The sequence below is a fragment of the Bradyrhizobium sp. ISRA442 genome (assembly GCF_038085055.1).
Classification (GTDB): Bacteria; Pseudomonadota; Alphaproteobacteria; order Rhizobiales; family Xanthobacteraceae; genus Bradyrhizobium.
Map to the genome: position 1 here is coordinate 60,304 of NZ_JALGCN010000021.1, position 11,499 is coordinate 71,802.

At 64.6% G+C, this 11,499-nt stretch carries 11 protein-coding genes; 2 read left to right on the plus strand and 9 right to left on the minus strand.

Annotated features, from left to right (window positions below; all coding sequences use genetic code 11):
* Positions 1 to 407: 407 nt before the first annotated feature.
* The 6 genes from MTR72_RS31565 to MTR72_RS31590 form a co-directional block, all read right to left on the minus strand.
* Positions 408 to 1,340 (minus strand): lipid A biosynthesis lauroyl acyltransferase, encoded by a 933-nt coding sequence (locus MTR72_RS31565; RefSeq protein ID WP_280964536.1) that lies wholly within the window; start codon positions 1,338 to 1,340, stop codon positions 408 to 410.
* 8 nt (positions 1,341 to 1,348) lie between these two features.
* Entirely contained in the window at positions 1,349 to 2,626 is a 1,278-nt protein-coding gene (locus tag MTR72_RS31570; protein WP_280964535.1) for a beta-ketoacyl-ACP synthase, read from the minus strand.
* Positions 2,627 to 2,722: 96 nt separating this feature from the next.
* Positions 2,723 to 3,931 (minus strand): beta-ketoacyl-ACP synthase, encoded by a 1,209-nt coding sequence (locus MTR72_RS31575; protein ID WP_280964534.1) that lies wholly within the window; start codon positions 3,929 to 3,931, stop codon positions 2,723 to 2,725.
* Positions 3,928 to 4,398 carry a 3-hydroxyacyl-ACP dehydratase FabZ family protein gene (locus MTR72_RS31580; protein WP_280964533.1) on the minus strand — a complete coding sequence of 157 codons (471 nt, stop codon included), beginning with the start codon at positions 4,396 to 4,398 and terminating at the stop codon, positions 3,928 to 3,930. Before MTR72_RS31580 ends, MTR72_RS31575 begins: the two co-directional genes overlap by 4 nt.
* Positions 4,399 to 4,408: 10 nt before the next feature.
* Entirely contained in the window at positions 4,409 to 4,696 is a 288-nt protein-coding gene (locus MTR72_RS31585) for an acyl carrier protein (protein WP_007592476.1), read from the minus strand.
* A gap of 226 nt (positions 4,697 to 4,922) precedes the next feature.
* On the minus strand, positions 4,923 to 5,267 hold the full coding sequence (locus MTR72_RS31590) for a hypothetical protein (protein ID WP_280964532.1): 345 nt from the start codon (positions 5,265 to 5,267) through the stop codon (positions 4,923 to 4,925).
* Positions 5,268 to 5,586: 319 nt separating this feature from the next.
* On the opposite strand from MTR72_RS31590, the gene MTR72_RS31595 reads away from it, so the two are divergent.
* Entirely contained in the window at positions 5,587 to 6,210 is a 624-nt protein-coding gene (locus MTR72_RS31595; RefSeq protein ID WP_280971015.1) for a ParB-like protein, read from the plus strand.
* A gap of 90 nt (positions 6,211 to 6,300) precedes the next feature.
* The gene (locus MTR72_RS31600) at positions 6,301 to 8,004 is read left to right on the plus strand and encodes a hypothetical protein (protein ID WP_280964531.1); all 1,704 of its coding nucleotides are present in this window, start codon (positions 6,301 to 6,303) and stop codon (positions 8,002 to 8,004) included.
* Positions 8,005 to 8,009: 5 nt separating this feature from the next.
* On the opposite strand, the gene MTR72_RS31605 is transcribed toward MTR72_RS31600, so the two are convergent.
* The 3 genes from MTR72_RS31605 to MTR72_RS31615 all read right to left on the minus strand — a co-directional run bounded on the left by MTR72_RS31605 (position 8,010) and on the right by MTR72_RS31615 (position 11,072).
* Positions 8,010 to 8,489 (minus strand): MgtC/SapB family protein, encoded by a 480-nt coding sequence (locus tag MTR72_RS31605; RefSeq protein ID WP_280964530.1) that lies wholly within the window; start codon positions 8,487 to 8,489, stop codon positions 8,010 to 8,012.
* Positions 8,486 to 9,061: a peroxidase-related enzyme gene (locus tag MTR72_RS31610; RefSeq protein ID WP_280964529.1), complete on the minus strand. Its 576-nt coding sequence runs from the start codon at positions 9,059 to 9,061 to the stop codon at positions 8,486 to 8,488. Before MTR72_RS31610 ends, MTR72_RS31605 begins: the two co-directional genes overlap by 4 nt.
* A gap of 271 nt (positions 9,062 to 9,332) precedes the next feature.
* A complete protein-coding gene (locus tag MTR72_RS31615) occupies positions 9,333 to 11,072 on the minus strand; it encodes an ATP-binding protein (protein WP_280964528.1) in 1,740 nt (579 codons plus the stop codon).
* Between the last annotated feature and the right edge of the window lie 427 nt (positions 11,073 to 11,499).

An 11,499-nucleotide genomic window follows, 5' to 3' on the forward strand; every position in this document is an offset into this window, starting at 1 on the left:
ATGTCATCAGCCTCTGCTCGTTTGACTTGTCGGGCAAAACACCGGCAAAATTGCATCGTGGCAATGAGGGTCAATACCGCTCTCGATGCGTCAGGAGGGGCAAGCGGCTTCCTAACCCTCGCGGTCATGCCCCGCGACCCGGCTACGCCAAGGCTTCGCCGGGGTTTCGGTCTAGGGGCGCCGAAGCTTTAGCGTAGGCGGCAGGCGGGGCATCCAGTACGCCGCGGCTTCTCCGTATTCGTCGGCACCTCTGGAATACTGGATCGCCCGACCAAGTCGGGCGATGACAGTTGGGTGTTTGGCGCGCATCTGCCTCCACATCGTCATTGCGAGCGAAGCGAAGCAATCCAGAATCTCTCCGCGGAGGCAGACTGGATTGCTTCGATTCGCTCGCAATGACGGAGTAACTACCGCCATCTCCGGTGCAGCCACAGCCACTGCTCCGGATGCTCGCGCACCCAGCCTTCGACCACGCTCGTGATCGCCTGCGTCGTGCCCTGGATGTCGATCTTGCCGTCGGCGTCGCGCACCGGCTGGATCTCTTCGGTCAGCTCGCCGCGAAAGCGGCCACCGGGAAGGCGGATGATGCGCACGCCGTGGATGGGGCATTCGACCTGGCGCAAAAGCCGCGCCAGCATCGGATTGGCGCGGGTCTTGCGGCCGAAGAAAGTGACCTCAACGCCGGCGGTCAGATACTGGTCGATCAGCATGGCGACGTGCTTGCCGTCCTTCAGCGCCTGCGCAAGGCGGAGCGGCGCGTCGCGCCCCGCAGGGATCAGGGTGCCCATGTTGACCTGGCGCATCTGCTGGATGATGCGATCGGCGGAGGCGATGTTCGGCCGGCGGTAGAGGATCGCGGTGTCCAGCCCGTGCGCGACGGCGGCGAGTGCCGGCAGTTCCCAGTTGGCAAGATGCGCGGCGAAGATCAGCGCCGGCTTGCCGTCGTCCTTGATCTGGTCGAACAGCTCGATGCTGCGCGGCGTCAGCTCGATCCGGCTCTTCTCCGGATGGTCGCGGTCATAGTCCCAGACGTGGTCGATATGGGCGAATTCGGCACCGACGCGGCCGAGATTGTCCCAGACGCCCATCAGGATCTGTTCGATCTCCTCCGGCGACTTTTCCGGGAAGGCGGCGGTGAGATTGGCGCGGCCGATGCGGTGCTCGCGCAGGCGCGGGCCGATCAGGCGGGTGACGCGCGCGAAGAAATCCGATGTCTTGACCGGATCGAAATAGCGCGTGGTGCGCAGCATGCCGACGGTCGCAGCGCCAATCAGGCTCCCGCCCAGCGATTTGGCAGCCTCCCGCGCGCGGGCCTTCGTGCTCGCAGGAAGCAGTGCCATGCGTCCGGTCAGGCCGGTTCGCGGGTGAGGATCAGCGAGGCGTTCTGGCCGCCGAAGCCGAACGAGTTCGACATCACGGCAGTGACGCGGGCGTCGCGCGCCTTGTTGCCGACGACGTCGAACAGGATCGTGGGATCCGGGGTCTCGTAGTTGATCGTCGGCGGAATCCGTTGATGCTCGAGGGTGAGCAGCGAGAAGATCGCCTCGACCGCACCGGCCGCCGAGATGGTGTGGCCGACCATCGACTTGTTCGAGGTGACCGGGATCTTCTGCAGGAGCTCGCCGAACACGGCCGATGTCGTATTGTACTCCATCTTGTCGTTTTCGGGCGTCGAGGTGCCGTGGGCGTTGATGTGGTCGATCCGGTCCGGCTCCATGCCGGCATCGGCCAGCGTCTTCTTCATGCAGCCGATGATCGGCTTGCCGTCCGGCGAGGAGCGGGTGCGGTGGAAGGAATCGGTGAGCTCGCCGCAGCCGGCGAGCACGCCCAGGATCTTGGCGCCGCGCGCAGTCGCCGCCTCATAGCTTTCGAGCACCAGCGCGCCGGCGCCCTCGGCCATGACGAAGCCGTCACGATTCTTGGAGAAGGGGCGGGAAGCCGCCTGCGGCGGATCGTTCTGGGTCGACAGCGCCGAGAGCAGCGAGAAGCGCACCAGGGCTTCCGGATTCACGGTGCCGTCGGTCGCAACGCACAGCGCGGCATCGGTCTCGCCGCGGCGGATCGCCTCGACGCCGAGCTGGATCGAGGTCGCACCCGAGGCGCAGGCGGTCGACAGCGAGATCGGCGAACCTTTGGTGCCGAAGGTCTCGGCGAGGTGGGCGGCAACCGAGCCGAACATGAAGCGATGATGATAGGCGCTGTACTTGCCGCCGCCGGAGATGCGCAGGAGATCGTCGTAGTTGATATCGGGCTTGCCGACGGCGCGGCCGAGCTCGCTGCGCTGCGGCCACTCGACCTCGACAGGTGCGACCGCCAGGAACAGCGGACCCGGGAAATCGCCCTTGGCGCCGATCCCGGCCTGCTCAAGCGCTTCCTCCGTGACGATCTCCGCCATCCGCTCGGAGAGGGCGGTGGAGGAGAACGGTTCGACGCTGACGAAATCGACCGTGCCGGCCATCGTCGTCCTCAGGCCGTCGATCGGAAAGCGCGTGATGGTGCGGATGCCGGATTCGCCCGCGACGAGTTTTGACCAGTTGTCGGCCTTGCCGGTGCCGAGCGAGGTCATGATGCCCATGCCGGTGACGACGACGACGGGACGTCCGAATTTGTCGCGTGCTGCAGTCATGTTTCCCCCGCTAGCTAGAGCATGATCCGGAAAAGTGTGGCGCGGTTTTTCGAGAAGATCATGCTCAAACAATAACCCGCTAAAGCGCGACGCGCTTTAGCGAACCGCCTCCACCAGCGCCATGCCTTCGCCGCGCCAGTGTCCGGCTCCCACCACCACGATCTGGGTGGGGGCCCCCTGCATGTCAATCTCGGTTCCGGTGGAATCGTTCGGCGGGAACAGCGCGCCGCGCGAGATCGAGAGTGCGGCGAGCGCAATCCCCAGCGGGAATTGCGTTTCCATGGTGTGGCCGAACATCGTACCGGTCGCGCGTACTGGGAAATCGGTATGGCCCTGCAGGAAGCTTCGCTCCTCGGAGGTCGCCGGCTCCGCGCCGGTGGCGCCGGTGATGATCGCGCCCTTGCCCTCGCGTTTGGGCAGCTTCGCCCACAGCTTCTCGAGGGTTGCCGCCATGTCGCCCGACTGCTTGCGCTTGGCGAGATCGGCGACCACGCTCGTCAGCTTTGCGAACGGCTTTGCGCCGCGCGCCTCGGCGTGAGCCCTGGACTCCAGCACCAGGAATGCGCCGGCCGAGCCGAGCGCGAAGCCGGCGTGATCCTTCCGCGCCCAGACGGGTGCGAACTTGTCCCTCAGGTTGAAGTCGCCGAATTCGTAGAGGACCAGCAGGTCCTTGCGCTCGCCATTATGCGAACCGCCGACCAGGGCAATGTCGCTCTCGCCCGAGGCGATCCGCGCCAACGCGATGCGCGCGGCATCCGCGCCCGCCACCTCTTCACCCATGAAGGTGCGCGAGGTGCCGCCGAGACCATGCACGATGGCGATGTTGCCGGCGAGCAGGTTGGAGAGCTGGGCCAGGAACAGCGTCGGCCTGAGGTCACTCATCAGCCGCTCATTGAGGAAGCCGGGCGCATTGGCGCCCTTGGCTTCGGCCGTAAGCACGCCGGAATCGACGCTGAGATCGCGCTCGCCGCCGCCGGCGGCGATCACCATGTCGATCTTGGCGAGAATGTCTTTATTGCCCTTGATCCCGGCGGAATCGAGCGCCAGCCCCGCGGCATAGGTGCCGATGCGCTGCCAGGCTTCCATCTGGCGCTGGTCGCCCTTCTTGGGGATTTGGCTGTCGAAGCTGACCGGCATCAGCGGATGCACGATGTAAGGCGCAAAGCCCGTCTCGTCGACGTTGATGCGGCGCTCGCCGAGCGCGGCCCAGTTGGCGTCGAGCCCTTCGCCGAGCGAGGTGGCAAGACCAATGCCGGTGATCCAGACTTCCGTCTGGTCGGGCTTCGTAGCGGAATTCTCGGTCATGGCGAAACGGCCTGTTGCGGAAATCCGACGCGCTTGGCGATCGCGTCCATGTGTCCGCGCATATCCGCATTGGGGAAGGGGATCTGCGTGAAGGTGAGTGTCGAGTTGGCGCGCAGCTTGCCGCCGACCCGGATCTTGGCCTCGGTCACCGCATAGCCCGAGCCCTGATGGGTGAGGGTCGCCTCGATGCTCATGAGATCGCCGGGGAAGACCGAGCCGCGGACCTTGGCCTCCTTGACGGCGGCGAGGATCGGCATGCGCTCGAACTTCAGCACGCCGAGTTGCAGCCAGCCGGAGGCCTGCGCCATCGATTCGATCAGCAGCACGCCGGGCATCAGCGGATAGCCCGGGAAGTGCCCCTCGAAGATAGTGCTCGCGTTCGGAACCTGGGCCTCGACGACGATTCGCTTCTCGTCGACGTTGAGGTCGACGATGCGATCGATCATGTGGAAGTATTCGAGTTGCATGACCGCGCGATTAGGCGCTCGCCCCCTTGGCCGCAACCAGCTCGTCGATGCGCGCGCACAGGTTTTTCAGCACGAAATACTGCTCGGTGGTCGCTTTTCCGTCGTTGACTTCCTGGGTCCACTTTTCCAGCGGCAGCTTGATGCCGAACTGCTTGTCGATCGCGAACGCGATGTCCAGGAAATCGAGACTGTCGATGCCAAGGTCATCGATGGCATGGCTATCCGGCGTGATCGTGTCGCGCGGGATGTCGCAGGTTTCAGCGATGATCGTGGCGACCTGATCGAATGTGGAGGACATCACTAAGCCTTTGATATATTGTAGGTATTTGTCAGATTTTCCAGAGTGGCACGGTGGGCGGGCATCGCGCCCCAGATGACGCCCTCAAACCCCCCTCTGGCCGGGTCGATTGCCCGTATATCGGAGCGCCGCCCTGAGTTCAATGGAGCCGGACAGGGCCGAGGGCCACCCTGGGGATGCCTGTCGCACAGGGGTCGAAACGGAGGGCGGACCGGGACGCGGCTGCCTAGATATGCGGCGTCGTGATCTTGACGCAGTCGCGCCGGCCCATCAGCACGCAATCCTGGGTCCGGCGCAGGTCGGCGATGCTCACTGCGAGCCAGATTCCGATCGCCGTCAGTGCGATCGTGAAGGCGAGCGCCGCGATGTTGGCGAGCATGCGATGGCGGAAGTCGTCCGGCTCCTCGCGGGGCTGCTCGTAGCGCGACAGGTCGAGGGGCTCCGGGGTTACCGCGCGTAGCGGCTGCACCGTTCCGTTGCCTTGCCGGACCGACGGGGAGGGTGAGGTGCGCGGCCTGAACTGGAGCACCCGATGCTCCTCGTCCGAGCTTATGGGCCGCTGGGTTTTCATGGCGCGGTGGGATCACTCCGAAGCAGCGATTTTAGATAGCACAGGGACTTCAGGCGTTGCAGAAAATCTTCCGAGCGCGCACGCGCAATTGTGCTTTCGCATTATCTTTCATGGGTGTTTCGAACGCGCCCGGAACCGCCGCCGTCCCAGTGCCGCGCATGTACGGTTGCGTCGCAACAACCGCCGGGCTTGCGCCTGTCATTCCCATGAACATCGCCTTGTGATCTCTGGCGCAGCCCAATGCATTTTGCCGCCACCGGGCACGTGGCATAGTCCGGGTAGTCCTAAACTGCCATTGCAACCATCCGAGGGGCCTTCGATCATGACCACGCGCGAACCGAGAGTGCATCCCGTGCCGATCCTGTCACTGCGGCCGACGCAGATGACGGTCGGCATGCGCGAGGTCAAGGAGAAGCGCAAGCGCTGGCGCGAGCACGACAAGAAGAAGCAGGCCGATCTCCTCGGCAAGCACATGATCCCCGTGGTGTACGGGCCGGACGAGCGCTACTACGTCATCGACCACCACCATCTCGGCCGCGCACTGCATGACGAGGGCATCAAGGATGTGCTGGTAACGGTCGTTGGCGATCTCAGGATGGTCGAGCGCGAAGCCTTCTGGGGCGTGATGGACAACAAGCGCTGGGTCTATCCGTACGATGCCAAGGGCGAGCGGCGGCATTTCCGCGATCTGCCGAAATCGGTCGCCGACCTCAAGGACGATCCCTTCCGGAGCCTTGCCGGCGAGCTTCGCCGTATGGGCGGCTTCGCCAAGGACACCACGCCGTTTTCCGAATTCTTGTGGGCCGACTATTTGCGTCGAAAACTGTCGCGCAAGGCGGTGGATGCCGATTTTGACAAGGCGATCGAGAAAGCCATGGTCGCCGCCAAGAGCAAGGACGCAATCTATCTGCCCGGCTGGTGCGGGCCGGCGGCGGACGACTAGCGGTCCGCCCGCAAAACCTGCGCAACCAGATGGAAGTTTAGCCGGACCCTGCAACTGTTTCTCAATGTGTCTGCCGTACAAGCTCGCGGCATGGCGCATGAGGTATCAGCGGGGCCTTTGCCGGCGCTCGGGCGGAGCAATGCCAGGGCCCGTGCCGTCCCATTTCTGGGCAGCATCCTGCTCAGCGCGACGGTCACGGTGTGGGTGCTCTGGTTCGCGTGCCGCGGGCCCCTGACCTTCGACGATGCCTACATGTTTCACCGCTACGGCACGCATGTGCTGAGCGGGCTGGGCGTCGTCTGGAACGAAGGTGGTGCGCCGACCTACGGATTGACGAGCCAGCTCTGGCTCTTCCTGCTGCTGCCGCTGTTCATGCTGCCGTTGTCGGCCGCCAGCGCGCTGCAGCTTGCGTCCTGGCTGACGGGCGGACTGGCGGTTGCGGTGATGGGCCGTACCGTCGCGCGCGAGGCGCAAAGCCCGCTGCTTTCCGCTTCTGCGGCGGCCATCGGCGCTGTCGGGCTGCCGCTGCTGCTTCATCCGGCCTTCGCGGCGCAGCTCACGACCGGCATGGACACGATGCTGTCGCTGCTGCTCAACGCTGCGGTCATGCTGGTCGCCATGAGATACGCCAAGGTGCCGTCAACCGGCGCCGCGATCGTATCGGGTCTGGTGTCATTGGCCGCCATTCTGACCCGGCCGGAAAACGGCATCTGCGCGCTCGGCGTGCCGCTCCTTGCCTTCGCGGCACAAGCACCGGCGAAGCGCTGGCGCGATCTCGTCTATATCGTCGTGCTTCCGCTCCTGCTCCTAGTGGCCTCTCTGGCCCTCGCGCAGTTTTATTACGGCTCCGCGTTGCCGCTGAGCTTCTACGCGAAATCGGCGCACGGCTATGACGGCTTCCTCAATCCCGAGAGCGCGATCCGCTATCTCGCCGTGGCGCTGTCCTGCGCCATTCCCTTCATCGCGGCCCTGATCACGGGCATGCGCCACGGCATCCGCCCGCCCATGCTGGTGCTCGCGATGCCGGCCGGCCTGACGGTTTGCTACCTGCTCACGGTGCGCCAGATCATGGGCTGGGACGGCCGTTTCTTCATTCCGTTCCTGCCCTATCTCGTAATCCCGGGCCTGTTGTCGCTCGACGCGATGCTGGCGCGCGGGCTGAATTGGTCCGATCTCGGTCGCCCGCTGGCGCGCGGCATCGCGGGCGGCTTCGCTGTTCTCCTCGGCGTGCTCGTGTTGCAGTCCGGCATCGGCCGCCTCAACGTCGCGGCGCTTACGTCTCAGGCGGTCGCCGCGCCCAGGCTCGACTATCGCGCGGCGACGCCGCTGCCAGTGAAGTCGTGGTTCGCGGTCGTGCAGCAGATCGGCGATCACATCGTATCGCGATTGCCGGCGGGGGCCGTCGTTGCCGCCTCCGAGATCGGATACATCGGAAGCGTGGCGCCGCATGTCGCCATCGTCGATCTCGTCGGCCTCAACGACACCCAGATCGGCCGCAGCGGCCTCAGCATGGACTATCTGCTCGGCTTCAAGCCCGACGTCATCTGGTTTCCGCACGGCGACTACACCGGCCTGCGATCCAAAATGCTGTCCGATCCTCGTCTCTACGAGCACTACGTCGTGATCGCCGGCGCCTTCAACTACGGCCTCGCCATTCGTCGCGACAGCCCGCATCGCGCATCGATCGAGAGGGATGTGGCCGCCGCCTGGGCGCAGCTTTATCCCGACCGAGCCATGCCCGACTACGTTGTTACGAGGACAGGCGAGGTACAGGTCGGTCGTGGCAGCAGTTGATCAGATCAGTGCGGCTTATCGCCCTCACGCGCTTCGTCCTCGCCACCGAACAGGCGGTGCAGCCAACGCTCGACGGGACGACCGACCGTGAGCAGTATGAAGGCGAGCGCGAACGCGATCAGGACGATCTTCCATTGTCCGGCGCCGCAGGCGACGCCGAGGCACGCAGCGAGAAACGCGCAGGCTGCGCTCGTCAGTCCGTGGACGCGGAAACGGTGGCTCTCGCGCACGATGACGCCGGCACCGAGAAAGCCGATACCGGTGAGGATGCCCTGGATGACGCGGCTTGCCGCGTCCGACATCTTGCCCGGTTCCGTGAACTGCACGGCCAGCAGCACGACGGTGGCGGTGGAAAGGCTGACGATGCCAAGCGTCTTCGGCCCGATCGGCTTGCCGTGAATGTCGCGGTCCAGTCCGATCGCGCCGCCGGCAAGCGTCGCAACCGCGAGGCGCAGGAGGATATCGGACCAGTCGAGCTCGTTCATTGTTTGGGCAGGCGTCCCATCAAGTAGAACTCCTCGTTCGGCCGCATGCCGGTGAAATTGGCCAGCCGGTTCGACAGCGCGAAGAAGGCGGCGACCGCGGCGATGTCCCAGATGTCGTCGTCGCGGAAGCCGTGGGCTTGAAGCGCGGCGAAATCGTCCTCGGAGATCCGCTGTGCGTCGGCGGAAACCTTCATCGCGAAGTCGAGCATCGCCTTCTGCCGCGGCGTGATGTCCGCCTTGCGGTAGTTCACCGCGACCTGGTCGGCGATCAGCGGGTTCTTGGCGCGGATGCGCAGGATCGCCCCATGCGCGATCACGCAATACTGGCACTGATTGGCCGCCGACGTCGCCACCACGATCATCTCGCGCTCGGCCTTGGTGAGGCCCGAGTCCTTTTCCATCAGTGCGTCGTGATAGGCGAAGAACGCACGGAACTCGTCGGGGCGATAGGCCAGGGTCAGGAACACGTTCGGCACGAAGCCACTCTTCTCCTGCACGGCGAGGAGACGCGTGCGGATGTCCTCGGGCAGGCTGTCGAGAGCGGGGGCGGGAAAGCGTTGGGGCTTTGTCATTGGCATGTTTTTCCGGATATGGCGGCAAAGGATAGTCGATGCGGGCCCCGCGCTCAACGTGCTCTGACGATCGGGCTTGCGCTCGCAATGGCGGAATTGGGGAACGCGCGTGCCACGCTCTCAGTGTCATCGCCAGCCTTGTGCGCAATTGCGCACTGGGCGGGCGATCCAGTATTCCAGAGACGGTGATTGGATACGGCGACGCCACGGCGTACTGGATGCCCTGGTCAAGCCGGGGCACGACAGCGGAACGTGGGCGAACGCGGCGCTCTTACCGCAGCGGCTTCTTCAACAGCGAGAAGCGGTCCGGATCGAGCCCCATCGAGGGTTGCAGCATTGGGGCATCCACACTGGAGAACGATTTCGCAGGCGGTGCCGAGAACACCGGATCGTTCGGCACGTCGCGCTGCGAGGTCGCACCGCGCCAGCGTTCGAGCACGGCGCTGACGAAATGCATGTCGTGCCCGGAGGTAACGGAAGGCACGCTGCTGATGGTGGCTTCGCCGCGCGGCAACTGGTGCGGCGGCACCTCCTTGAAGCGCAGGCGGGTCGGCAGCGCGACGCCTTCGCCGAACGCCAGCACCTCGCGGGTGCCGAGCGAGGGGACGAAGGAGAGCAGGTTCGCGGCCGCATCCGACACCGCGGCGCGCAGCAGCGCCTGGTCGCGGTCGTTGGCAAGACGCATCGTGAACAGCGTGTTGCACTGGGAGATGATGGTGGCGTCGAGCTCGGCCGGACGCTGGGTGATGAGGCCGAGATAGACGCCGTATTTGCGGCCTTCCTTGGCGATGCGCGACACCGCCTTGCGGGTCGGCCCGAAGCCGACATTGCGGTCGGCGGACGCATAGCGGTGCGCTTCCTCGCAGACGAACAGCAGCGGCGAGACGCCATCGCTCCACAGGCCGAAGTCGAAGGCCATGCGGCAGAGCACCGAGACGACCGAATCGATGACTTCCGCCGGGAAGCCGGCAAGCTGCATCACCGTCATCGGCTTGCCGTTGGCGGGCAGGCGGAACAGATGGCTGATCACCTCGGCCATGGTGTCGCCGCCGACATTGGCGTTGTCGAACATGAAGGCGTAGCGCGGGTCGTTGCGCACCGCTTCGATGCGCGAGATCAGCTTGTGATAGACGATGCGCGAGGAGCGGTTCTCGAGCTTGCCCATGCGCTCGTCGATCAGCGAGATCAGGTCGACCAGGCGGTAGGGCACCGGGGTATCAGCGGTGTAGCCGACCTGCTTGGGATCGATGCGCTTCAAACCGAGGCGATCGGTGTTCTGATACTGGGTGTAGACGCCCTTCGCGATCGGGATGACCTCGGCGAGGATGTCGAGCTCCTCGGGCACGCCGGGGCGGCCCGCGAACAGCACGTCGACGATTTCCTCGAAGTTGAACAGCCAGAACGGCAGCTTGAGGTTTCGCGGATTGAGAACCAGCGCGCGGTCGCCGAAGCAGCGGCCATATTCGTTGTGCACGTCGAGCAGGAAGATGCGCAGGTTCGGGCGCGACTTCAGGATCTCGTTCAGCAGGAGCGACACGCCGGTCGATTTACCGACGCCGGTCGATCCCAGCACGGCGAAGTGCTTGGACAGCATCTCCTCGACGTCGACATAGGCGACGACGGAGCGGTCCTGCTGCAGGAAGCCGACATTGATCTGGTCCGATCCCGTCGGCGCGTAGATCGTACGCAGCTCCTGGCTGGTGATCAGGTCGACGGCGTCGCCGATGGTCGGATAGTTGGTGACGCCGCGCTGGAATTTCGGCTTGTCGCTGGCGTTGAGGATTTCGCCGAGAAGGTCGACCGAGGCGATCGCGATGTAATTGTCGGTGCTCGACAAGTTTTCGCAGGAAACCTCGGTGATCATGGCAACGATGACCGAGTTGCCGCAGCGGATGCTGACGAAACGGCCGACCGTCGCCCGCACCTCCGCGATCGGCATCCGGCCTTCAGCCAATAGCCCGACCCGGGCGAGCGATCCGCGAACCGAAATCACGCGTCCAAAGGATGTCACGATAGATGAACCTGGCAACAACGAGGGGTTTGTCCCGACTATGCGGGCCGTCGCTGGACAAACTGTTAAACGGCAGACGCGGCCGCTTTGTTAAATCCGCGACAATTCGGTCGAGACGTTTGTCCCCGATGTATACGCGTCGGCAGAATCGGCCGGAAAATGCTGGATTTCCGGGGCCGTCTGCCCCCCGAAAACGCTTAAGGAAGATTTTACCATTTGAGCAACCGACCGATGCCCCCTGCGGAACGAAGCCGATGCGACCGCCGAGAGGGTCCAGGACGTTCTGTTTGTTGACGGGACCTAATCATTTGTACATTAGTACAAATGAAACCCGCGTTCATCGGCACCGCGCCGGCCGTGCGCGCGTGTTGCGTACTGCGCCCGATTGCGCGATCCGAAGCAGAGGATTGCACGCCTTGCCCTGGAG

Bases quoted from the DNA above. Each gene is read 5' to 3' on its own strand.
- MTR72_RS31570 (WP_280964535.1), bottom strand. From the start codon at position 2,626: ATGACTGCAGCACGCGACAAATTCGGACGTCCCGTCGTCGTCGTCACC.
- MTR72_RS31600 (WP_280964531.1), top strand. From the start codon at position 6,301: ATGGCGCATGAGGTATCAGCGGGGCCTTTGCCGGCGCTCGGGCGGAGC.
- MTR72_RS31575 (WP_280964534.1), bottom strand. From the start codon at position 3,931: ATGACCGAGAATTCCGCTACGAAGCCCGACCAGACGGAAGTCTGGATC.
- MTR72_RS31565 (WP_280964536.1), bottom strand. From the start codon at position 1,340: ATGGCACTGCTTCCTGCGAGCACGAAGGCCCGCGCGCGGGAGGCTGCC.
- MTR72_RS31605 (WP_280964530.1), bottom strand. From the start codon at position 8,489: ATGAACGAGCTCGACTGGTCCGATATCCTCCTGCGCCTCGCGGTTGCG.
- MTR72_RS31590 (WP_280964532.1), bottom strand. From the start codon at position 5,267: ATGAAAACCCAGCGGCCCATAAGCTCGGACGAGGAGCATCGGGTGCTC.
- MTR72_RS31580 (WP_280964533.1), bottom strand. From the start codon at position 4,398: ATGCAACTCGAATACTTCCACATGATCGATCGCATCGTCGACCTCAAC.
- MTR72_RS31585 (WP_007592476.1), bottom strand. From the start codon at position 4,696: ATGTCCTCCACATTCGATCAGGTCGCCACGATCATCGCTGAAACCTGC.
- MTR72_RS31610 (WP_280964529.1), bottom strand. From the start codon at position 9,061: ATGACAAAGCCCCAACGCTTTCCCGCCCCCGCTCTCGACAGCCTGCCC.